Below are 23,721 nucleotides of genomic sequence, written 5' to 3'. Positions count from 1 at the left end.
TACGATCATGGAAACAATAATGCATGATACTACACAATAAATGAGGCTGTCATATGAATGAATTGAATTTTTCTGATTATACATTAAGTGATGAAATCGTAAGGGCATTGGAGAACTTGGGTTATCAAAGCCCGACCGAAGTGCAGCGTGAGGTGATCCCAGTCGCATTGAAAGGGGAGGACCTTGTCGTGAAATCGCAAACCGGAAGCGGCAAGACCGCTTCATTCGGGATACCGATATGTGAGATGGTCGATTGGGGGGAGAATAAGCCGCAGGCCCTTATTTTAACGCCGACACGTGAGCTCGCTGTGCAGGTAAAAGAGGATATCACCAATATAGGCAGGTTTAAACGCATAAAGGCCACTGCGATTTATGGAAAACATCCATTTGCCTTGCAGAAAGCGGAATTGAAGCAAAAAAGCCATGTGGTCGTGGGAACACCGGGCCGAGTCCTGGATCATATCGAGAAAGGGACATTTGCTTTGGAGCGCCTTACACATTTGGTTATTGATGAAGCCGATGAAATGCTTAATATGGGCTTCATCGAACAAGTGGAGGCCATCATTAAGGCGCTTCCGAAAGACCGGGTGACGATGCTCTTTTCTGCTACGCTGCCCGAGAGCATAAAGAAGTTGTGCAAGCAATATATGAAAGATCCCCTGGACATTGAAATCAAAGCGAAGGGTCTTACGACTGACAAAATCGAGCATGCCCTCATTGAAGTGAAAGAGGATGATAAATTCTCCCTGCTCAGGGATATCACGATTATCGAAAATCCTGATAGCTGCATCATTTTTTGCCGGACGAAGGATCGGGTCGACCAAATATGTGAACAGCTGGTGGAGCTAGATTATCCTTGTGATATGATACATGGCGGCATGATCCAGGAGGATCGCCTCGCAGTGATGAATGAATTCAGAAGGGGCGAATTCCGCTATTTGGTCGCGACGGATGTTGCCGCACGCGGAATCGATATTGATAATATCACCCATGTGATCAACTATGACCTCCCAATGGAGAAGGAAAGCTATGTACACCGGACAGGAAGAACGGGCCGTGCCGGTAAGAAGGGAAAAGCCATCACGTTCGTCACACCGTACGAGGACAAATTCCTGACTGAAATCCAAGATTATATCGGCTTTGAAATTTCCAAGCGGGCTTTCCCTTCAAAAGAAGAGGTATCAAACAAAAAAGCGGATTTCGAGGCAAAACTCGAAGCACGTCCAAAGATGAAAAAAGATAAAAGTGAAAAATTGAACAAACAAATCATGAAGCTATACTTCAATGGCGGGAAGAAAAAGAAAATCAGGGCTGTTGATTTTGTCGGCACCATCGCTAAAATTGATGGAGTGAATGCAGCGGACATCGGGATCATAACGATTCAGGATAATGTCTCTTATGTGGAAATCCTCAATGAAAAGGGACCGCTCGTCTTGAAAGTGATGAAAAATACCAAAGTCAAAGGCAAGCTCTTGAAGGTGTCAGAAGCATTTAAAAACTAAAGTAGCGGAATTAAAGAAGCGGGAAGCCCAAAAAATGGCCTTCCCGCTTCTTATTTTTATATGACTTATTTACATCCCAAGTATGACAAAACTAAGGAAGGAATAATTCGACCAAACGGATGGTGATCCGACCAAATGGGACAGTAATTCGATCCAAACGGGTGGTGATCCGACCAAATGGGGAGATGATTCGACCTAAACGGGGATAATCCGCCTAACCGGGAGATGATCCGACCAAATGGGGAGATGATTCGACCTAAACGGGGATAATACGCCCAACCGGGAGATGATCCGACCAAACATGGAGATAAATCGCCCCAACCGGGTGATAATTCGACCAAACATGGAGATAAATCACCCCAATTAGTGATAATCCGCCCAAACATGAGATAAATCGCCCCAATCCGACGATAATCGGTCCTACACCAAAATAACTAGTATTCTCTGTATAATTTTTGAATTCTGCTGTTTATCTCTCGAAATAGAGTGGTATATGAGGAAGAATAACGTAATTACTTCCAATAATGAAAATACATACAACATGAAATAACCTTAATTTTTGACATGGAGGGGAATGAAAAGAATGGTGAATGAAAACGAAAGTGGAAAAATCAATGAGCAAAGCAAAAATCGGCAGTTGGATCAATATCGGGTGGATGATAGTGGGAAAAAGATGACGACTAATCAAGGCTTGCGCATTTCGGAGGATGAGCATTCTTTGAAGGCGGGAACCCGCGGCCCGACATTAATGGAAGATTTTCATTTCCGTGAAAAGATGACCCATTTTGACCATGAGCGAATTCCTGAGCGAATCGTGCATGCACGTGGATCAGGGGCACACGGATATTTTCAAGTATATGAGCCGATGGCTGAATTTACAAAGGCCAAGTTTCTTCAAGACCCTTCGGTCAAGACTCCTGTATTCGTCCGGTACTCCACTGTAGCAGGATCACGCGGATCGGCGGACTCGGTTCGCGATGTCAGGGGATTCTCGACAAAGTTTTATACAGAGGAAGGAAACTATGATTTGGTCGGGAATAATATGCCGGTATTTTTTATCCAGGATGCAATTAAGTTTCCGGATTTGATTCATGCGGTAAAGCCGGAGCCTCATAATGAAATTCCGCAGGCTGCTTCTGCCCATGATACTTTTTGGGATTTTGTTGCCAATAATGAGGAAACGGCACATATGATCATGTGGCATCTTTCCGATCGGGCGATACCGAGAAGCTTCAGGATGATGGAAGGGTTCGGTGTTCATACATTCCGCTTTGTGAATGAAGAAGGCGTATCCCATTTCGTTAAATTCCATTGGAAGCCCGTCCTTGGAGTGAAATCGCTCGTCTGGGATGAAGCCCAGAAAATCGCCGGGAAGAACCCCGATTTTCACCGCCAAGATTTGTGGGAAGCGATTGAAACAGGCAATTACCCTGAATTTGAATTTGGCGTGCAAATGATCAAGGAGGAGGATGAATTCAATTTCGACTTTGACATTCTCGATCCTACTAAACTATGGCCGGAAGAACAGGTGCCGGTGAAAATAATCGGGAAAATGGTGTTGAACCAAAATCCTGATAACTTCTTTGCGGAAACGGAACAGATTGCTTTCCATCCGGGGCATGTTGTGCCGGGCATTGATTTTTCCAATGATCCGCTGCTTCAAGGGCGTTTATTCTCTTACACCGATACACAGCTATCCCGATTGGGTGGACCGAATTTCCATGAGCTTCCGATAAACAGGCCAGTATGCCCTTTTCATAACAATCAGCGCGATGGGATGCATCGGATGACAATCAATCCAGGACCGGTCAGCTACCATAAGAATTCCCTTGCAGGTAACTCCCCGGAACCGGCTTCCGAAGCGGAGGGCGGCTATGCGCACTATCAGGAAAAGGTCGATGGCAGGAAGGTGCGCCAGCGCAGTGAAAGCTTCAAGGACCATTACAGCCAAGCTAAACTATTCTGGAATAGCATGACGGAAGTGGAGAAGGAGCATATTATTGCCGCTTTCCACTTTGAAGTGGGGAAAGTGAAAAGTAAGGACGTCCAGCAGCAGGTTGTCGAGATGTTCAGCAATGTAGATTTCGAACTGGCCCGAACAATTGCCAAGGGTGTGGGAGCGAATCCTCCAACCAACAGGAATGAGGCTGAGACCGAGTTAACCTCTCCCGCGCTAAGCCAAGAGCAAATGAAAGTGAAAACGGCCGCAACCAGAAAAGTGGCAATCCTGGCTGCCGATGGTTTCAACGCATCTGAGGTTAATCAAGTATTGAAATCGTTCAAGGCGGCAGGAATAACTGCGGAGATCGTCAGTATTAATCGGGGAATGATTACAAGTTCAACAGAACAGCAAGTTGAAGTGGAGCAAACATTCCTGACAGCCGATTCGGTACTGTACGATGCCGTTTATGTAGCAGGAGGTCAGAAAAGTGTTGATGCTCTAAAAGCATCTAAGGACTCCATTTTCTTTGTGAATGAAGCTTACAATCATTTCAAGGCAATTGGTGCGGGCAAAGAAGGTGCTGATATCCTAACGAAGGCAGGCATAGGTTCCTTTGATCCCAATGCAGGCGTTGTGGCCATCACGGATGAAAATAGCGGCGCTGCCTTTATCGAGGCCATTGCCAAGCACCGACACTGGATACGCGCATGATGGAAAAACCCCAGACCGCTTAGGTTTGGGGTTTTCCTTTATGAAAAAGGTCATTCGTGAGATTTCTATAAAGCTACTTCGCTTTTCTTTCAAAGAGGGAGGCAATTTCAACGATCACCTTTGTGGCCAGCATCATATTATCGACGGAAATAAATTCATATTTGCCATGAAAGTTCTCACCGCCGGTGAATATATTGGGTGTCGGCAGGCCCATATACGATAATTGAGATCCATCCGTTCCACCGCGGATTGGCGAGATTTTTGGTTGTATACCGAGTTTTTCCATGGCTTCATGGGCGATGTCCACGATTTCTTTGACTGGCTCAATTTTTTCCCTCATATTGAAATATTGGTCCTGCAATTCAAGCTGGATACGTTTTTGTCCATACTTTTCTTTTAGTTCCTTGGTGATGTGCGTCATATATTCCTTGCGCTCATTGAATTTTTGGCGATCGAAATCCCTGATGATGTAGGAAAGCCTAGTCTCTTCGACATCGCCTTGAAAGGATAGCAGGTGGTAAAAACCTTCGTAGCCCTCCGTATGTTCCGGTGCTTCTGCCGCTGGGAGCATATTGTGAAATTCCATGGCGATTTTAGCAGAATTGACCATCTTTCCTTTAGCGGTACCGGGGTGAATGTTGGTCCCACTGATTTTGATTTTGGCCGATGCCGCATTGAAGCTTTCATATTCAAGTTCGCCAAGGGGGCCGCCGTCAACTGTATAGGCAAATTGGGCAGCAAAAGCATCGACATCAAACTTATGCGGGCCTCTGCCGATTTCCTCATCCGGTGTAAAGGCGACACGGATTTTTCCATGCTTGATTTCCGGGTGCTGTATCAAATGATCCATGGCCGTCATGATTTCGGCAATGCCGGCCTTATTATCTGCGCCCAACAGGGTTGTCCCATCCGTCGTAATTAAAGTATGCCCTTCATAATCCTTAAGTGAAGGGAATTCATTCGGTGAGAGGACGATGTCCAATTTTTCATGTAAAGTAAGATCGCGTCCATCATAGTTTTCAACGAGCTGCGGTTTTACGTTTTTCCCTGTGAAATCCGTTGCTGTATCGATATGGGCCAAAAACCCGATCGTCGGGACATCCTTATCCGTGTTGGCTGGAAGCGTCGCCATTACATAGCCATTATCATCAATCGTCACTTCTTCCATGCCTATGGATTGCAACTCCTTCACTAAAGCATTTGCCAAGGTCAGCTGACCAGGTGTGGAGGGGCAGGAGGGATTTTCCTCATTTGATTGTGTATCCACTTTCACATAAGAAGTAAATCTATTAATGATTTCATTCTTCATTTGTCCATCAGCTCCTTTTTACCTTATCTTACCATGAATGGTTGTCTGGCCATGAGAATTTTTTTGAATTTTCAAAGCGAAGAACAGCATGCGGGAAACGGCATGCTGTTCTTCGCTTTTGGAATATTAGTTTTCTTCTGCTTCAAGCGGTTTTTCATTCAGGGCCCATACGGATACGCTTTTTCCATGTACGGGAAAGGTCGCGTAGCCATCTTCTTCAATGGTGATGTGATCATCTCTGTGATAGGTTACATCAGTCCAGATTTCGCCTGCACGTTGCTCACCCACGAACATTCTTTTTTCACTGTTGTGGTCTGCGTTACAGACAACGATCGCACACCCCGAGCCTTCCAGCTCTTCAACCCCTAATCGAACCCAGCCTATCGTATTTGGATCATCAAAATAGTCCTTCTGTTCCCCATACGCTTTTTCATATCTGGCATATAAAAGGCGATCCAATATATCCTTTTTCCCGGGTACCGGCGAAGGACCGCCAATGCCGTAATAGTCCCCGTAAAAGACACAGGGGTAACCGCATTGCCTCAGCAGGATAAGAGCATATGCAGACGGTTTAAACCAATCCTTTACCCATGATTCCAGCGATTCATGAGGCTGGGAGTCATGGTTGTCGACAAAAGTGACGGCCTGTTCCGGATTGGTTTTTACGAGGGTATCATCAAAGATGGTTGAGAGGTCGAAGTCGGTTCCTGCATTTGAGGCCTCATGAAATTTATAATGCAGGGAAACATCGAACAAATTGAGGTCATGATTGGTTTGCTCCAAGTAGTTTTGACAGGATTTCACATCGGCTTTCCAAAACTCCCCGACCATGAAAAAATGTTCTTTCGTATAAGGAATGAGCTCCTGTAAAAAATCATTAATGAATTCATAATCAATATGCTTCACGGCGTCCAAGCGGAAGCCATCACACTTCAATGTATCAACCATCCACTTTCCCCAAGTAATCATTTCCTGGCGAACTTCGGGCTGGCTGTAATCGATGTTCGCGAACATTAGATAATCGTAATTGCCGAATTCATCAATGACGTGCTGGTTCCAGTGTTTGTTTTCCCCAGTGATCCGATAGACGCCCATTTTGTCGTTTTTAGCATCATAGTCAGTTCCATTGAAATGCGTATGGTTCCACTTGAAATCAGAGTATTGATTATTACGGCCTGGGAAATCGAATGTCGTCCAGCCTTCAATTTCAAATGGCTCTGAGATGTCTTCCATACGGTTGTCTGGATTGACCTCGATGACTTCAAATTTTTCGGTTCCGTCGGCTCCGGCTTTGTGATTCATGACTAAGTCGATATATACGCACAGACCGTAGTCATGACAGGTGGTTATGGCTTGATGCAATTCTTCTTTTGTACCGTATTTGGTACGAATGGTGCCTTTTTGGTCAAATTCCCCTAGATCGTACCCGTCGTATATTCCATAACCGTTGTCACCAATGGACTGCCCTTTAGTAACAGGCGGGAGCCAAACACAGTCAATACCTGTATCTTTCAATTTGGAGGCCGCTAATTTCAATCTGTCCCAATGAGAACCATCTGCTTCAAGATGCCACTCGAAAAATTGCATCATTGTATGATTTCTTTTCATCCATTTCCCCCCTGACACCGACGCGTTTTGGCAAACTTGTTACTGAACGATCGGATAAACTAATAATGGAAATCTTTACCCTCTATATTCAAATGGTAAACAAGTAGAAAATGCTCTGGAGGTTGATTTGTCTTTCTATTTTACTATTTTATACCAATTAAGGGTATTTTATATTAGTTGGCAGCTAAAAAATAATTCAATGTTGAGGAATACCTGGGGAAAGAAATAATTTTCGGATGTTTAAGAGGGAGGACATAGAACGTTCCTGAACTCTGTCTTAAGGCGAAGAAAGAATCCTAATTATTCATAGTTATGGAGGATTCGAAATAAGTAGGTTTCGTTTCACTGCAGGTACTCCCTTTCCACTCTACTTTGGGATAAGGTGAAAATGAAATCCTGATTTCCCATCGTTTGGAGGAACCGGACGTCGAACGTTGCATGGCACTCCGGGCACTCGCTTTCCGCGGGCGGTCGTGGAGCCTCCTCGGGCTTTACGCCAACGGTGTCTCCCCTAGACCGCAGTTGCCGCAGGAGTGTCGCCCCCTCCGTTTCATTCCACATGTCGTGATAACGAAAATAGAATCAGAAGGGTCAGCTGCTGTGCATCTTGGGATTTATGCTGTTTGTGCAGTGTTTTTTTCCTTGGTAATAGATCAAGAAATTCATAGAAAAAAGAGGGCGTCTCCTTGACGACTTTGGTATCAAGTTTAGTAGATTCTATTTTCAATAAAAATGAGGCATCCCGAATATTTCGGGATGCCTTGTTCATGTTGGAGGGGGTGGTCCTCATCCGGTTTTGCCCCTTCGTTTAAAGAAGTGGGCAAAAGCGATTGCGCCCAATAATAAAATCAGGAGCACCAGGGATAGAATGATCGTATCTTTGGAGGAGCTGCTGTTTCCTGGCTCCTTTTGGCCCATCTTCCCCGTTATATCAGGGGGTGAGCCATTCCCGCCGCGATCGATGTCAGGGGGCTGCATGGCAGGCATTTCCCCGCCGCCGGCCATGTTTGGTGGTTGCTGGCCTCCATTTGCGTCAGCGCCCATATTAGGCGCTCTGCCGTCCGTGCCGCTTTCCGTCTCACCTTCGACAATCAGGTCTCCGGATAGCTGCGCCAAGATCGATCCAGCACGTTGAACGGCGAAGTCAACAAGGGTTTCCTCACCGGATGTTGCTTCTAAAAACTCATTCATTGTATAAAACTTGGTTGGATCTCTTTTCACATATGGTGTGATCAACGTTGAGATTTCAGAGGTCATTGCTGTCATTTTTTCTTCAGAGAAAAAATCTGTGGCAATGTCGTTTAGATAATCATCATATTTTTCACGGTATTCGTCGTTAGAAAGCAGGGCATTCAATAAAGGGCGATCTTCAAGGGCCGTGCCTGAAACGGGCTCGGTGATGCTGAAGTTGATGTTACTTTCATTCATGAAATGGGAGCTCATATCCATCATCCCGCCACCGTTCATATTCGGTGCTTCCTCGGGAAGCTTCATGTCATCCTGCTCAGCATTATCGTTCTTAGCAGTCGCTTCATCTTCATTTTTTCGAGCGGTGCCGCCTGCCTGCCTCCCGCCGCCTCCGGAATAACCGCCAAATGACATATTATAGTCCCACGGCAATATCGAAAAGACTCCGTTCTCTTCATATAGGTAATAATTGTGCTTTTTATCTCCTTGATAGTGATCAAGGTTGACAAGGGCAGTGTTGGCTGCGAAGTAGCGCAGCATTTCATCGACATCCAATACTTCCTCGATATTGCCTCCATTATTGATGGCATCGAGCATGTGGATCATGGCGGATTGGTCCGAATGATCGTTTGTTTTCAAATTCAATCCTGTGTAGTCATCAATGTCTTCGCTGATCCATTTTAAATCGCTTCCAGTACCATCAGGATAATAGAGATCGCCTGTAGCATCAGCGAAGTTGGTATTTAGAAAGGTTTCCTCTATAGCTTCCACACCTAAGTAAAGGCCCCATTCCTTTCCGTTGATGGTCACGTACATATAGGAGTGCCCTGGTGTCGCTATGCCCATCTTTTCCATTAATTCATAGGAAAGATATTCTCTCATAAAAGTAGGATCACTGTAATTATTGTTCAGTGCCAACTTTTTCAGCCCGTGTAAATCTTGATCGTCCTGATAATAATCAAAGTCTATCTTCCAGCTGTAACGTTCGGAATCGTCCATTTGAACAACGGAATTCAAGGAAAGATTTCCCTTGGTGCGAAACCCCACATTTTTAACCGTCTCCCCATTTATCGTCACATCGGCGTTAACGATTTCTTTTTCAGAAGGGTTATCCAGGATGGAATCCAAATCATCATCAGCTAGTGTAATATCAACTTTCGTCACCTTACTTTGGTCAAATACCGATTTTGCATAGGTATTCCCTTTCGTTGCTTTTTCCACTTGAAGAAGGGGAACGAGGTACATCGCTGCTATAAAAATCATGATCAATAATCCAATCGCCGCTGCAACATATCTTGTTTTTAACATGCCTTGGCTCCTTCCTCCTGCCGTCCACTATAGAGGGGTGGGCATGGTTCCTTGTGTCCGCCATCTGTCTTAAGCTGTGAAGTTGCCATCATAACTCAACATGATGGCAGAATGGACGCTGGTCATGTCCTTTACTTGATTGATGAATTCCGCATTATTATCTTTTAATCGAATCTCATATGTCACTTCGAGGTTATTATCGGCCATGATCGATTTCGATTTGACGGAATGCTTTTTCACCTTGCTGGATATCATTTCTTCCAACGTTTTTTCAATGGATGCATCTGAATATTTAACGATTAATAAAAAGGGATTTTCAACGGTGATTCGATTGGCAAATACGAGCATGACGATCCCTATTAAAATGGCACCGATAATAACGAGCGGAATTAATCCCGCCCCGCATAAGATCCCAGAGGCCGCTGCCCAGAATAGGAAGACCAGGTCCATGGGATCTTTGATGGGCGTTCTGAATCGTACGATGGAGAGCGCGCCGACCATCCCCAGGGAGATTACGATATTCGTTGATATGCCCATGATGATCAAGGCCGTGGCCATTGTCATGATGATGAGGGATATATTGAAATTGTGCGAGTACATCACACCGGAAAAGGTCTTCTTATAAATGACGTAAATGAACAATCCGATGGCAAATGCCAACAGCAATCCAATCAGGGAGTCAATGATCGAAAAGCTCTCGGTCTTGTCCAAAAAACTTGATTTGAAAATATCATTAAACGTGGTGCTCGTTGTCGTCGTATCCATTTGTGATTCCTCCAATAGAATGTTTTTGTTTGCTGCCATCAGCCGTATCTTCTGCTTAGTTGATATTTTGAAAAAGCCGTTTTTCTAGTATCGATGATGGATAACGATTGTTTGATGATATCCGGAAGAAATTCGTCATACTTTATTTCCAGGATGACGACATCCGGATCGAGGGCATCGACTACGATTAATTCGGGATTCAGGAAGTCCGTATCGCGATAACTCGTTTTCACATGACTGTCAAAGGTGACCCGGACATTTCCGTACTCATAAATGAATACCTCCCTTTCATAGTCAACGACGGTTGTCGGCTTGATTTGGAAGAGCGTCATTTGCACGTATAAGTCCTTGAGGATATCCCTTGAATCCTCGGACATCCAATTTATATCTCCTGAACGGATCCGTTCGTATTCAGCGGCAGAAAGCCTGCACTTTTGTTTATAGGTAAGGTTATTCCGCTTACTCTTTTTTTCCAGGTTGATGAAATCGGTATTATGATCATAAAGCCTGGCCCTGAACTTATCCCTATGATAAAACCCTTCCGTTTTTTGCCGGAGGATTTTATTGTCGAAGTTATCGAAATAGACACTTCGAATTAAATACTTCCCATCGAGTCCGTGGGGATCAAGCTTCATGAAGTTTTGCAGGACATTCCTTAATAAATGGCAATCCGCTTTGGTGATTGCATGTTTGAGTTCCCGCCTTCCTTGTAAACCATTCATTGCCGTTCCTCCTTTTACATGATGATTGTCAGCGTTCAGCTTATAAACTCAACCTTAATAAAACCTTAAGAGCCTGTTCATGTTTAATAACGCATGGAGAAATCGTCCCAGTATTCTCCTGTTCTTAATTTTATTGGAATATTATAGAAGGAAAATGGTAGATTTAGCTTATTGAGAATAATAATCATTGTCAGTAAAATGATGATTGTGTCATTGAAAATGATAATTATTATCAATTAATATACTAGGAGGCTCATTATGGCAACTATCACACCCACTAAAAATGATCAATTGCTGGAACAGCAAAATACAAGGGAGTCAAACGCTCGTTCATATCCTAGAAGATTACCCATGGCCATCGAAAAAGCGGAAGGTATTTACCTTACAGACATGGATGGGAAAACATATATAGATTTTCTTGCCGGAGCCGGAACATTAGCGCTTGGACACAATCACCCGGCTGTCCTTGAAGAAATGGAAAAAGTACTTAAAAATAAAAGTCCTTTGCACACTTTGGACTTTACTACACCGATAAAAGAGCAGTTCGTTGATGAAATTTTTGAATGGCTGCCAGAAGAGTTCCGAAAAAATGCAAAAATCCAATTTTGCGGCCCCACTGGCGGGGATGCCATAGAAGCTGCACTTAAATTAGTTAAAACCGCTACAGGCAACAGCGGCATTTTATCATTCCAAGGTGCATATCACGGGGCAACGCACGCAACGATGTCAATTAGCGGAAATACAAAACCGAAGGAAAAGGTTCAAGGATTGATGCCAGATGTACAATTCCTGCCATATCCTTATCAATATCGCTGTCCTTTTGGCATTGGGGGCGAGGATAGTCATAAAATCAGCAGCCAATATATCGAAAACCTGCTGAATGATCCCGAATCCGGATTATTGGCTCCTGCGGGAATGATTTTAGAGGCCGTGCAAGGAGAGGGCGGCTCCATACCTGCGCCGATCCCTTGGCTTAAGGAAATCAGAAGAATAACAAAAGAGAAGGGCATCCCGCTGATCATTGACGAAGTTCAATCAGGCATAGGTCGCACAGGCAAAATGTTCGCCTTTGAACATGCAGGAATCATTCCGGATGTTCTTGTCCTATCGAAAGCAATCGGTGGCAGCCTGCCATTATCTGTCGTGATTTATCATAAAGATTTGGATGTTTGGACTCCAGGTGCACATATCGGCACATTCCGCGGGAACCAATTGGCAATGGCAGCAGGCACTGCAAGTTTAAAGTACATGAAACAAACCAACCTTATTGAACATGCAGCAAAAATGGGTGAACTGTTACAGGATATCCTCAAAGATTTGCAAAAGGATATACCGCAGATTGGCGATGTTAGAGGTCGCGGCCTAATGGTTGGCGTTGAGATGGTCGATCATCAAAAAGAGCAAAATCAAAATGGGAGTTACCCAGCCCATTCGGAGCTTGCAAGCGCGATACAACAGGAGTGCTTCGAAAGAGGTTTGATTCTGGAAGTCGGAGGCAGACATGGAAGCGTAGTGAGATTCCTGCCGCCATTAATCGTAACGGAAGCCCAGCTTCGCGAAGCTACTGAAATTTTTGAACAAGCTGTTCGTGCAGCAGTAGCAAGGGGCTGAAGCAATGATTGAAACCTTAAAGAAAGCTGACTTTGCCTATGCTCCATTTTTCCTGAATAACGAGGAAGGGATCCATAACTATACACGGTCTCTCAAAATCATAGAAAACACGTTAGCCGACTTCTTAAAGGGGAACGATTCCCCCTATTCCGGCAAAAAACCGCATGAATTGGAAGCAAGGTTAAATGAACTGTCCATTGCATCCATAAAAGGGGAGACCCTTGAGTCGGTTGCGGCCGAGCTAGCTGAATTTGTGATCAATGACAGCATGAATGTACACAGCCCGACCTGTATCGGGCATTTGCATTGCCCGACGTTAATACCAGCCGTGGCGGCCGAGATGATCATCAGTACGTTGAATCAATCGATGGATTCATGGGATCAAAGCTCGACTGCAACCTTTGTTGAAGAGCGACTAATCAAATGGTTGTGCAATCAGGCAGGATTACCGGAAAAAGCGGACGGTGTGTTTACCAGCGGCGGTACACAATCCAATTATATGGGCCTGCTGCTGGCCAGGGATGCGTATTGTAAGCGTGTTTGGGATGTCGATGTCCAACAACATGGACTGCCGGCCGATTCGAAAAAACTAAGGATTTTATGCTCGGAGGCCGCCCATTTTACGGTTCGTAAATCGGCAGCACAACTGGGGCTTGGTGAACAGGCGGTTATTACGATTAAAACGGATGCCAATCACCGTCTATCCATCGATGAAATGAACCAACAGCTGAAGCTCTTGAAGGAGCAGGATTTACTTCCATTTGCCATCGTTGCTACTTGTGGGACAACGGATTTCGGTTCGATCGATCCAATGGCTGATTTGGCTGAAATTGCGAGGGCGAACGGAATTTGGCTGCATATAGATGCCGCATATGGCGGTGCAATGATGTTGAGTCGCAATTTCAGAGAATCGGTAAAGGGAATGGAATCGGCGGATTCCATTACAGTCGATTTTCATAAACTATTCTATCAACCAATAAGCTGTGGTGCTTTCCTTGTTTCAGATCGTGACCACTTTCAATATATCCAGCATCATGCCGATTACTTGAATCCCGAGGAAGATGAAGCGGAAGGAATGGTCCACTTAGTCAATAAATCGATCCAAACAACGAGGAGATTCGATGCGCTGAAACTTTGGATGTCATTAAAGGTTGTTGGACTTGATACGTTTGCTGAAATGATCGATTATACATGTCATCTTGCAGGAGACGCAGCGGCAATGATCGATAAAGAGGACGGATTCCGTGTTTTGAACAGCCATCCTGAATTGAATGCAGTCGTATTCCGTTATGATCCAGAGGGAGTAAGTGCTCAGTTGGCAGATCAGTTAAATAAGCAGATCCAGCAGGAATTATTGAATAGCGGTCGCGCATTTTTAGCAAAAACCCGTTTCGAGGGCCAGGTTTTTTTAAAAATGACCCTACTGAATCCGATGACAAGGCTTGAGCATATAGAAGACATACTAGATGAGATTCGCGTACTAGGTGAAATGTTCAATATGATGGAGGAATGAAGATGAATAGTAAGCAAATAGCCCAAAGGGCGACGATGCAAAGCTTTCTGAATTGTTATTTCAGGGAAACCGGGAATGGCAGATTGGAAGAATCGAAGAACTATCCTGAATTGGAGGGAACGGTTCCCGATTCTTTAATCGTTTGCAATCTTACATCCCAAGATATTGCCTTGCTTGTTCCAATTAAGTATTGGTCGGAAACGGGGCGCCATATTTTCGCCTTCCCGGCCTATTACCGAACATCATCCAAACAGGTACACGAATTGGACTACGTGACAATGGTTTCCGCGATATCCAAAGAATTATTGACTGAACAGGGAAGGACGGATAGCGAAGATGAGCTGATGCTGCGCGTCATCCTCAGCAGCCAAAATATTCAGCGCTATGTCGAAGCCCGGTTTGAAGACCATGACGCCCTTCAAAGCTGTGATTTTACATATATTGAGGCAGAACAGTCGCTTTTATTCGGTCATCTGCTCCATCCTACTCCAAAAAGTAAGCAAGGCATTTCAGAACGGGATGAAACGATCTATTCACCTGAATTAAAAGGCGAGTTCCAGCTGCATTACTTTTTGGCCGATCCCGCGATCGTCATCCAGGACTCCAGCGAAGCCCTGTCTGCAAGTGAAATCATCAAAAGTGAATTAATGGCAGACGTGGACTTTCCTGAAGAATTCCGTGACAAGTATTGCCATGAAGATAGCCAATCTATCATTATACCGGCACATCCGCTTCAGGCAGAGCATCTTGTCGAAAAAGATGAGGTCAGGCGATTAATCGAGTCGGGTCAGCTTATCCATGCAGGTCCGCTTGGGAAAAAGTTTACCGCAACTTCTTCATTCAGGACGGTCTATAGTGCCTCATCCCGGTATATGTATAAGTTTTCAGTGCCGGTCAAGATCACGAATTCATTACGAGCGAATCTGCAAAAAGAATTGGATCGCGGTGTGGAAATAGCTAGACTGATGGATTCGAAATTGGGCGATGATCTCAAACAACACCATCCGGCCTTCCGTGTCATAAAGGACCCTGCGTACTTAACGATTAAAACAGAAGAACATGACTCAGGCTTCGATGTAGATATAAGAGAAAATCCTTTCTTTGAAGAAGATAAACAAACCAGTCTGATTGCCGGCCTTTGCCAGGATAATGCCTTTGGAGCACCTTCCAGGCTCTCAGCCATCATCCATAAATTGGCCATAGATGAAAACCGGCCGACAGAAGAGGTGAGCATCGATTGGTTCACTAGTTATCTGTCCATGACCGTAAAACCAATGCTTTGGTTATTTGAAAAGTATGGAATCGTCCTGGAGGCCCATCAGCAAAATTCCATCATCCAGCTTCAAAACGGGTACCCTTCCACATTCCATTACCGTGATAACCAAGGATATTATTATTGCCAATCCAAGGTGGACCGCTTGTTTAGCATCCTTCCCGAGCTTAGCAAAAAAAGCTTCACCATATGTTCCGATGAAGTTGCTGAAGAAAGACTGCAATACTATTTTTTCTTCAATCATTTATTAGGATTGATCAATAATTTCGGTACAGAGGGATTGGCATCCGAAAAGGAACTATTGCAAATCGTTCAGGAACAATTGGAATCGATCAACGCAATGAGCGATGATGAAGGGCTGAATCGAGTTGTTTCCAGGCTGCTCCAAGAAAGAAAACTGCCTTGTAAAGCGAATTTACTGACACGTTTTCATGACTTGGACGAGCTTGTAGGCTCACTTGAGACACAATCCGTCTATACGATCATCGATAATCCATTTGCGCAAGGGGTCTTGGCTGTCAATGAAAAATAGTTATGAAGAAATGCTGAAAGACCATAAACAATTACTATCATTTGTCAAAGTTGAATTGGATAGGGATATCGATATGTTGCATGGTTGGATGCACGAAGAACATGTGATACCCTATTGGAATTTGAATTTCACTAAGGAAAAATTTGCGCTCCATTTACAAAAGGCATTGGCTGATTCACATCAAACACTCTATTTAGGCTGCCTCGATGAAACACCAATGAGCTATTGGGAGTCGTATTGGGTAAAAGGCGATATCATTGAAGACTATTATGAGGCCGAGGAGGGTGACCAGGGAATTCATTTGCTCATTGGCAATCCTGGATACCTCGGAAAAGGACTGGCTTTGCCATTTTTACGGTCGATGGTGAAATACCAACTCCTCACTTCCCATACCAAAAAGGTGATGGCCGAACCGGATATTAGAAATGAAAAGATGATTCATCTGTTTGAAAAATGCGGGTTCACACCAATGAAAGAAATTGAACTTCCAGATAAGACCGGTTTGCTTATGGCTTGCACGCGTGAGAACTTCGAAAGGAAGTGGAAATATGGAGAAGCAACGATTTACCTATGATGTGATCGGGATCGGGATCGGTCCTTTCAATCTTGGGCTAGCCGCCCTATTGGAGAAAACTCCAGAACTGAATGCTCTCTTTTTTGAAAGGAAGCAGGAGTTTAATTGGCATGAAGGGATGCTGCTTGAGGGGACGACGCTGCAAGTCCCGTTCTTCGCTGATCTGGTCAGCATGGCGGATGTGACAAGTAAATATAGCTACTTGAATTATTTACAGCAGCATGACAGGCTTTATCATTTCTACTTTCTTGAAAAGTTCCTGATCCCGCGGAAAGAATATAACGACTATTGTCGCTGGACTGCCAATCAGCTCGATACCTGCTGCTTTGGAAAAACGGTGGAATCGATAGAGTATAGAAACGATCAAAAAGAGCCCGTTTACCGTATACACGTAAGGGATGAACAAACCCGGCAGGTAGAGGTGTTTCATAGCCGTCATGTGGTACTGGGTATCGGAAGTGCCCCGGCGGTGCCTGCTGCATTTAGTCCATTCATAGGAGAAAGCATCTTGCATTCTGCCGATTATTTGCGGAATAAGGAAAGGATCCTGAATAAAAAATCGATAACGGTGGTCGGTTCGGGCCAGAGTGCAGCCGAGGTGTTCGAGGATCTGTTGAATGAGCAAGAGAATCATGGGTACCAGCTGAACTGGTATACAAGGTCAAAAGGGTTTTTCCCAATGGAATATTCAAAACTAGGTTTGGAATACTTCACGCCGGATTATCTCGATTTCTTTTATCGTCTGCCCCAGGAGAAGAAGGATGAAATCCTGCCGAAGCAGGACCTCTTGTATAAGGGGATCAGTGCAACGACGATTGCATCGATCTTCGACAAAATATATGAGAAATCGATTGGAAATGCCGAACTTGCCATTGAACTTAGGGCCATGACGGAAGTGTCAGCATTAAAACCTTCCGATCGTGGATGGACATTGAAATGTCATCAATGGGTCGAAGAAAGCGATTTTAATGTGGATACTGAGGCGATCGTATTCGGAACAGGGTATAAATCAACCGTCCCGACCTTTCTTGAAGGAATGGAAGACCTTCTTGTCCGAGATGAGCTTGGCCGTCTGGACATAACCAAGGACTACCGGATTGGTACGACTGTCCCGACCTCCAATCACCTTTTCATTCAAAACGGAGAGATACATACGCATGGTGTAGGTACACCGGACTTAGGGCTGGGGGCTTTCAGGAATTCGATTATCATTAACCGAATAGCGGGCAGGGACGTATATCCAGCTGAACCAAGAGGAGCTTTTCAATCATTCCGTGTAAAAACGCCGGTCACGGCCCATTAAATAGAGTGAAGGGGAGTCAGTGTATGCAATTCATAAATGAAGTGGAAAAGGCGGCTACGAAAAAAAATTGGTCGATCGTAAACCGAAACCTGCTCGCCAAAATGATTTCCGAATATATGTATGAGGATATGATCCATCCAGTTCTCTTGATCGAAGATGCAGCAGGAAACTTATATGAGCTGAAAATAAATGAAGATCTATCGTATCGATTTTTAGCGAGGCCGCGCCTATTCGATAGCTATGAAGTCCAGGCTGATTCGATTTCAGTCTATGAAACCGCAACTGGAGAAGCTACACAAGCGGATGATGCGATTCAATTCATTTTGGATCTTCAGCCGCTAATTGGAATGACGGCAGAAACAACCGGCCATTTGATTAAAGAATTCAATCATACATTGCTGGCCGACCTGCAATTGCTAGCCAAACCAGGACAAAGCGCTGATGAGTTGGTCGAGCTGGACTATGCATGGCTTGAGGGAGAAATGAGCGGGCACCCTTGGATCGCTTATAATAAGGGGAGAATTGGATTCGGTTATGATGATTATTTGAAGTTTGCTCCGGAAAACCAGGAGAAAATCCAGCTATCATGGATTGCCGTCCATAAAACAAGAGCCGCTTTCAATTCAATCAAAACCTTGGACTACAAACAATTGATGGAAAATGAACTGGATATGGAAACCCGAAAGGATTTTTCCGATAGATTGGCAGAGAAGGGCTTAGAAGAGAAAGACTATTATTACCTGCCGATTCATGAATGGCAATGGAAGAATGTCATCATCCAGAATTTCACCGATGATTTGGCCAAGGGGCTGATCGTGGCATTAGGTAATGGCCCTGATGAGTATCTGCCGCAGCAGTCGATTCGGACCTTCGTTAATCTGTCCAATAAGAATAAGCACCACGTCAAGCTGCCAATGAGCATATTGAATACGCTCGTCTATCGCGGATTGCCAGCAGAACGTACGGTCATTGCACCAAAGATCACGGAGTATATTAAGAATATTTACGACAATGATCGTTATTTAAAAGAAGAATGCAAAGTGGTGCTTCCCGGTGAAATCGCCAGTCTGAATGTCGATCATCCCTATTTCTCCAGGTTGAAAAATGTACCCTATCAATATTTAGAGATGCTGGGCGGCATTTGGCGGGAAAGCATTTACAGTTATATGGAGGAAGGCGAGAAGCCGATTACGTTAGCGTCGCTCCTGCATGTGGACCAAGAAGGCAAGCCGTATGTGGAAAGTCTGATCGAAAAATCAGGGGTAACCGCTGCAGAATGGACGGACCAACTATTCGAAGTCATCCTTTCTCCGTTATTGCATTTCATTTATCAATATGGTGTCGTTTTTTCGCCACATGGCCAAAATACGATTTTAGTATTGAAGGATTACAAGCCGCATAGGCTGGCAATCAAGGATTTTGTCGATGACGTCAATATAAGTGATCAGCCGCTTCCTGAATTGAGCGAACTTCCTGATGATCTAAAAAAGGTTTTAAGGTGCGAGCCGCCTGAAGGACTCGTTCAATTCATTTTCACGGGACTCTTCATTTGTCACTTCCGTTATTTGTCCACGCTCCTGATGAAAAGGAAATTATTGAATGAGAATCGCTTCTGGGAAGGCGTCACGAAAGCGATCCTTGCACATCAGCAAAAGTTCCCGCAGCTGCAGGACCGTTTCGACCTATTCAATTTCTTCGCCCCGAAATTAACAAAGCTCTGTTTAAACAGGAACAGGATGCTTCAATATGGATACAGTGATGGTGAAGATCGACCGCACGCATCAGAGTACGGATATGTCAATAATGCTCTGTACGAAAAGCTACCTGCCAAATCCATTTAATTGTTGCTAAGCTGGCTCAATTTCATTGAGCCAGCATTTTATTTTGTTATTTTTCGGCAGAGGGTGATAGCCTTGTTCTGCTTATTGATAGAAGAAGAATCGTTCAAACATGACGTGCCTGATGATCACCATCTTTTGAGTTAGTCCTGCGATATGGTTCCGATTACCTAAAAAATATCTTAACAATAAAGCTTGCCGTGCAGATAGATTGGTGATAAGCTATTTGTGTAAACGGTTACAGAAAATTATTGAGGTGGATATAGTGGCAACTATTCGGGAGGTTGCAAAGGAAGCAGGCGTTTCCGTGGCAACGGTTTCTAGAGTCATGAATGGCAGCGGGTACGCACATGAAGACACAAAGAAGGTCGTCATGGCGGCTGTTGAAAAGCTGAATTATAAACCGAATGAAGTGGCAAGGTCCCTCTATAACCGTAAATCCAAATTGGTGGGCTTGATCTTACCGGACATTACGAATCCTTTCTTCCCGGAAATGGCAAGGGGTGTCGAGGATTACTTGCAGCAATTTGGCTATCGGCTGATATTCGGAAATAGCGATGAGAAGAGAGATAAGGAAATAGAATATATCGACACCTTTCTACAGAATAATGTAGTGGGCATCATTGCTTCGACAAGCGAAGAAGCCAATGAAAATTTTGACAATCTGGAAATTCCAGTCGTCCTTCTCGATCGGACGGCAGAGAACTTGCCAGCCGTTTATTCCGACCAAAAGACGGGCGGCAGGTTGGCAGCACGGGTATTGCTCGATAGGGGCAGTACAAATATCGTCCTGATCAGGGGACCCGTGGAAATAAAGCCTGTATATGAACGGTACACGGCTGCAATGGAGGAATTGACACAGGCGAAAGTGAATGTACAGGTCATGGACTCGTCCCTCACTCTACAAGGAGGACAAGTATGTGTGCGGCAGCTATTCGAGCAATATCCAGAAACGGATGGAATCATCGCTTGTAATGATATTGTCGCAGCTGCGGCCCTTCAGGAAATCTTGAAACGGGGAATCCGGATTCCGGAGGAGATTCAATTGATCGGCTATGATGATATCGCCTTCACGGCCTTATTGCACCCGCCGTTATCGACCATTCGCCAGCCTGCCTATGAGATGGGGGCGCAAGCTGCGGAAATGTTGATTAGGAAAATCAATCAGGAAAAAATAGAAGAAACACATAAGAAGCTGCCTGTTTCTTTTGTGGAAAGACAAACAACGAGAAGAAAGGTGGAAAAGCCGTGATCAAATTGGCAGTAGTGGGAAGTTCATCGATGGATCTGGTGGTGACATCAGCAAAGCGTCCAAAAGCAGGGGAAACGGTTTTAGGAGAATCCTTTATCACGGTCCCGGGTGGAAAGGGAGCGAATCAGGCAGTGGCAGCAGCCCGCCTTGGTGCGGAAGTATCGATGATTGGATGTGTAGGAGATGATTTTTATGGGGAAATCATTTTAGAAAACCTGAAAAAGAATGGTGTAAATACGGAGTATGTGGAACCGGTTACAGGTTCTGCCTCAGGTACGGCACATATCATCCTTTCGGAAGGCGATAACAGCATTATTGTCGTGAAAGGGGCAAATGATTTCATTACTCCCGATTATGTCCAAAAGGCGCAAAAAGCCATCGAGGAAGCGGACATCGTCATGGTCCAGCAGGAAATACCCGAGGAAACGGTCGAATACCTGGCTGAGCTGTGCAAAAAGCTCCAAAAAAGACTGCTATTGAACCCCGCTCCCGCCCGCAAGCTAAGTGAGGATGTGATTCAACAGGCAGCATTCCTGACGCCTAATGAGCATGAGTTCGAAATACTTTTCAATGGGAGAGATCGAGCGGAAGTCCTGACGGAGCATCCCAATAAATTATTCATTACGGAAGGAAAAAATGGTGTCCGATATTTTGACGGCCATGAAGAAAGGGTCGTTCCTAGCTTTGTAGTGGAAGCGGTGGATACGACAGGTGCAGGCGATACATTCAATGCTGCCTTTGCGGTGGCCGTTGCAGAAGGCAAAAGCTATGATGAATGTTTGATTTTCGCCAACCGGGCAGCGTCCATTTCCGTGACGAAGTTGGGGGCCCAAGGCGGCATGCCGGTTAGGGCGGAAGTCGAAAGGGGCCTTGAAGCATGAAGAGGCAAGGAATCATCAATAGTTCGATAGCCAAGGTCCTTGCCGACCTTGGTCATACGGATTATATAGTTGTAGGTGACGCCGGTCTGCCGGTGCCGCCGGGAGTCATCAAGATAGACTTAGCCTTGACGCCTGGAACCCCATCGTTCCAAGCTGTCGTGCGTGCCGTTCACGAAGATATGGTCATTGAAAAGGTCATCGCCGCCACTGAGGTGATAGAGAAAAATCCAGGCCAGCATCAATATATGGTGCAGCAGTTCGGCGAAGCGATCGAATATGTTTCACACGAAGATTTCAAGAAGCTGTCAAGTAAAGCGAAAGCCGTCATTCGGACGGGGGAGACGACGCCGTATTCGAATTGCATTCTGCAGTCTGGAGTATTCTTTTAAAGAAAGAGGTGAAGAGCCATGCAAATCGAAATGAACGACATATATAAGGCATTCGGTCAAAACAAGGTATTGGAGGGCGTTCATTTTTCGTTGGAGGCTGGAGAGGTACACGCGCTCATGGGGGAAAATGGAGCAGGGAAATCAACCTTGATGAACATTTTGACTGGTCTTCATAAGCAGGATCAAGGAACGATCGTGATTAACGGCAATGAAACCTCATTCAAGGATTCCAAGGAAGCAGAAGAAGCGGGGATGGCCTTTATCCGTCAGGAATTGAATATTTGGCCGGAAATGACCGTGCTGGAGAACTTATTTATCGGCAAGGAACTGGTAAATAAGTTAGGCGTCCTAAAGACGAAACAAATGAAAGCGCGTGCAAAAGAAGTTTTTAAAACACTTAATATTTCCCTTCCCTTCGATAAGGAAGCCGGCCTTTGTTCCGTAGGTGAACAGCAAATGATCGAAATTGCCAAGGCGCTGATGACGGAGGCCGAAGTCATCATCATGGATGAACCGACCGCTGCGTTAACCGATAGGGAAATCGAAAAGCTATTTGAAGTGATGAAGGGCTTAACCCAAAAGGGTGTATCACTTGTTTATATCTCGCATCGGATGGAAGAAATATTCGCCATTTGTGACCGGATCACCGTTATGCGTGATGGTAAAACCGTCGATACGAAAAGAATCGTCGATACGAATTTCGATGAAGTCGTACAAAAAATGGTCGGACGGGAGCTGGAGGATCGGTTCCCCCATCGTGATGCAAAGCTTGGCGAGGTAGTCCTTGATGTAAAAGGATTGACGAAAAAAGGGATGTTTGAAAATATCAATTTCGCAGTCCGGAAAGGCGAGATAGTAGGTGTAGCCGGATTGATGGGAGCAGGCAGAACGGAAATCATGCGCGCCCTTTTCGGTGTCGACCAAATAGATCGCGGTGAGATTACCGTTGAGGGCAAGAGGGTTTCCATTCGAAAACCGACGGATGCAGTGCGGCACGGTTTGGCTTTCATTACGGAAAACCGTAAAGAAGAGGGGCTGATCCTCGACTTTTCAGTAAGAGAAAATATCGGTTTGCCGAATTTGAAGAGCTTTGCACCAAGCGGACTCGTAAAAACGGACGATGAGAGAAATTTTGCAGATATGATGATCAAACGGCTTCACGTGAAGACTTCCTCTGCGGAAACGATCATCGGCAACCTATCCGGGGGCAATCAGCAAAAAGTGGTCATCGCGAAATGGATCGGCACCTCCCCGAAGGTTTTAATTATGGATGAGCCTACGAGGGGGATCGATGTTGGCGCAAAACGTGAAATTTATGAATTGATGAATGAACTGACGGAGCGGGGAATCGCCATCATCATGGTTTCGTCTGAGCTTCCGGAAATCGTGGGAATGAGTGATAGGATCCTTGTAGTTCACGAAGGTGCAATTGCTGGAGAATTATTAAAGCAGGAAGCGACACAAGAAAAAATCATGGCATTGGCGACAGGGGGGAACTAG

Annotated in this window: 17 protein-coding genes; 12 read left to right on the top strand and 5 right to left on the bottom strand. The window is 44.9% G+C overall.

Going from position 1 to position 23,721, the window contains the following annotated elements:
• The first annotated feature begins 53 nt into the window (after positions 1-53).
• Together MHI53_RS24875 and MHI53_RS24870 are read left to right on the top strand one after the other, a co-directional pair.
• A complete protein-coding gene (locus MHI53_RS24875; protein ID WP_340372544.1) occupies positions 54-1,502 on the top strand; it encodes a DEAD/DEAH box helicase in 1,449 nt (482 codons plus the stop codon).
• Positions 1,503-2,088: 586 nt separating this feature from the next.
• Entirely contained in the window at positions 2,089-4,155 is a 2,067-nt protein-coding gene (locus MHI53_RS24870) for a catalase (RefSeq protein ID WP_185113058.1), read from the top strand.
• Between the two features lie 73 nt (positions 4,156-4,228).
• On the opposite strand, the gene pepT is transcribed toward MHI53_RS24870, so the two are convergent.
• From pepT to MHI53_RS24845, 5 genes are all read right to left on the bottom strand, one after another.
• Positions 4,229-5,464 (bottom strand): peptidase T, encoded by a 1,236-nt coding sequence (gene pepT / locus MHI53_RS24865; protein ID WP_340372543.1) that lies wholly within the window; start codon positions 5,462-5,464, stop codon positions 4,229-4,231.
• Between the two features lie 126 nt (positions 5,465-5,590).
• Positions 5,591-7,072, bottom strand: a complete 1,482-nt coding sequence (locus MHI53_RS24860; RefSeq protein ID WP_340372542.1) for an alpha-amylase — start codon at positions 7,070-7,072, stop codon at positions 5,591-5,593.
• A 786-nt stretch (positions 7,073-7,858) separates the two neighbouring features.
• Entirely contained in the window at positions 7,859-9,568 is a 1,710-nt protein-coding gene (locus MHI53_RS24855; RefSeq protein WP_340372541.1) for a CotH kinase family protein, read from the bottom strand.
• A 69-nt stretch (positions 9,569-9,637) separates the two neighbouring features.
• Positions 9,638-10,333, bottom strand: coding sequence for a DUF4956 domain-containing protein (locus MHI53_RS24850; RefSeq protein ID WP_061141819.1), 696 nt, complete (start codon positions 10,331-10,333; stop codon positions 9,638-9,640).
• A gap of 38 nt (positions 10,334-10,371) precedes the next feature.
• Positions 10,372-11,055: a polyphosphate polymerase domain-containing protein gene (locus tag MHI53_RS24845; protein WP_061141414.1), complete on the bottom strand. Its 684-nt coding sequence runs from the start codon at positions 11,053-11,055 to the stop codon at positions 10,372-10,374.
• A 258-nt stretch (positions 11,056-11,313) separates the two neighbouring features.
• On the opposite strand from MHI53_RS24845, the gene MHI53_RS24840 reads away from it, so the two are divergent.
• The 10 genes from MHI53_RS24840 to MHI53_RS24795 all read left to right on the top strand — a co-directional run bounded on the left by MHI53_RS24840 (position 11,314) and on the right by MHI53_RS24795 (position 23,721).
• On the top strand, positions 11,314-12,666 hold the full coding sequence (locus tag MHI53_RS24840; RefSeq protein WP_061141413.1) for an aspartate aminotransferase family protein: 1,353 nt from the start codon (positions 11,314-11,316) through the stop codon (positions 12,664-12,666).
• Between the two features lie 4 nt (positions 12,667-12,670).
• Complete coding sequence (locus MHI53_RS24835; RefSeq protein ID WP_340372540.1) at positions 12,671-14,179, top strand: aspartate aminotransferase family protein; 1,509 nt, start codon at positions 12,671-12,673, stop codon at positions 14,177-14,179.
• A 2-nt stretch (positions 14,180-14,181) separates the two neighbouring features.
• Positions 14,182-15,984, top strand: coding sequence for an IucA/IucC family protein (locus tag MHI53_RS24830; protein ID WP_340372539.1), 1,803 nt, complete (start codon positions 14,182-14,184; stop codon positions 15,982-15,984).
• Positions 15,974-16,558, top strand: coding sequence for a GNAT family N-acetyltransferase (locus tag MHI53_RS24825; RefSeq protein WP_340372538.1), 585 nt, complete (start codon positions 15,974-15,976; stop codon positions 16,556-16,558). Before MHI53_RS24830 ends, MHI53_RS24825 begins: the two co-directional genes overlap by 11 nt.
• Positions 16,533-17,861, top strand: coding sequence for a lysine N(6)-hydroxylase/L-ornithine N(5)-oxygenase family protein (locus tag MHI53_RS24820; RefSeq protein ID WP_061141409.1), 1,329 nt, complete (start codon positions 16,533-16,535; stop codon positions 17,859-17,861). The genes MHI53_RS24825 and MHI53_RS24820 overlap by 26 nt, the downstream gene beginning before the upstream one ends.
• A gap of 23 nt (positions 17,862-17,884) precedes the next feature.
• Positions 17,885-19,702 carry an IucA/IucC family siderophore biosynthesis protein gene (locus MHI53_RS24815; RefSeq protein ID WP_061141408.1) on the top strand — a complete coding sequence of 606 codons (1,818 nt, stop codon included), beginning with the start codon at positions 17,885-17,887 and terminating at the stop codon, positions 19,700-19,702.
• 262 nt (positions 19,703-19,964) lie between these two features.
• Entirely contained in the window at positions 19,965-20,951 is a 987-nt protein-coding gene (locus MHI53_RS24810; RefSeq protein WP_061141407.1) for a LacI family DNA-binding transcriptional regulator, read from the top strand.
• Positions 20,948-21,832, top strand: a complete 885-nt coding sequence (rbsK, locus tag MHI53_RS24805; protein ID WP_061141406.1) for a ribokinase — start codon at positions 20,948-20,950, stop codon at positions 21,830-21,832. The genes MHI53_RS24810 and rbsK overlap by 4 nt, the downstream gene beginning before the upstream one ends.
• Complete coding sequence (gene rbsD, locus MHI53_RS24800) at positions 21,829-22,221, top strand: D-ribose pyranase (protein ID WP_061141405.1); 393 nt, start codon at positions 21,829-21,831, stop codon at positions 22,219-22,221. The genes rbsK and rbsD overlap by 4 nt, the downstream gene beginning before the upstream one ends.
• Before the next feature lie 18 nt (positions 22,222-22,239).
• Positions 22,240-23,721: a sugar ABC transporter ATP-binding protein gene (locus tag MHI53_RS24795; protein WP_340372537.1), complete on the top strand. Its 1,482-nt coding sequence runs from the start codon at positions 22,240-22,242 to the stop codon at positions 23,719-23,721.

This window comes from Peribacillus sp. FSL E2-0218 (genome assembly GCF_037992945.1).
GTDB lineage: Bacteria > Bacillota > Bacilli > Bacillales > DSM-1321 > Peribacillus > Peribacillus simplex_B.
Note: the sequence above shows the minus strand (reverse complement) of the source record. Positions and strands in the feature narration are given on the sequence as shown.

Excerpts from the sequence above, each read along its gene's own strand:
- MHI53_RS24825 (WP_340372538.1), top strand. The coding sequence starts at position 15,974 with ATGAAAAATAGTTATGAAGAAATGCTGAAAGACCATAAACAATTACTA.
- pepT (WP_340372543.1), bottom strand. The coding sequence starts at position 5,464 with ATGAAGAATGAAATCATTAATAGATTTACTTCTTATGTGAAAGTGGAT.
- MHI53_RS24855 (WP_340372541.1), bottom strand. The coding sequence starts at position 9,568 with ATGTTAAAAACAAGATATGTTGCAGCGGCGATTGGATTATTGATCATG.
- MHI53_RS24840 (WP_061141413.1), top strand. The coding sequence starts at position 11,314 with ATGGCAACTATCACACCCACTAAAAATGATCAATTGCTGGAACAGCAA.
- MHI53_RS24835 (WP_340372540.1), top strand. The coding sequence starts at position 12,671 with ATGATTGAAACCTTAAAGAAAGCTGACTTTGCCTATGCTCCATTTTTC.
- MHI53_RS24815 (WP_061141408.1), top strand. The coding sequence starts at position 17,885 with ATGCAATTCATAAATGAAGTGGAAAAGGCGGCTACGAAAAAAAATTGG.
- MHI53_RS24845 (WP_061141414.1), bottom strand. The coding sequence starts at position 11,055 with ATGAATGGTTTACAAGGAAGGCGGGAACTCAAACATGCAATCACCAAA.
- MHI53_RS24850 (WP_061141819.1), bottom strand. The coding sequence starts at position 10,333 with ATGGATACGACGACAACGAGCACCACGTTTAATGATATTTTCAAATCA.
- MHI53_RS24820 (WP_061141409.1), top strand. The coding sequence starts at position 16,533 with ATGGAGAAGCAACGATTTACCTATGATGTGATCGGGATCGGGATCGGT.
- MHI53_RS24795 (WP_340372537.1), top strand. The coding sequence starts at position 22,240 with ATGCAAATCGAAATGAACGACATATATAAGGCATTCGGTCAAAACAAG.
- rbsD (WP_061141405.1), top strand. The coding sequence starts at position 21,829 with ATGAAGAGGCAAGGAATCATCAATAGTTCGATAGCCAAGGTCCTTGCC.
- MHI53_RS24830 (WP_340372539.1), top strand. The coding sequence starts at position 14,182 with ATGAATAGTAAGCAAATAGCCCAAAGGGCGACGATGCAAAGCTTTCTG.
- MHI53_RS24875 (WP_340372544.1), top strand. The coding sequence starts at position 54 with ATGAATGAATTGAATTTTTCTGATTATACATTAAGTGATGAAATCGTA.
- MHI53_RS24860 (WP_340372542.1), bottom strand. The coding sequence starts at position 7,072 with ATGAAAAGAAATCATACAATGATGCAATTTTTCGAGTGGCATCTTGAA.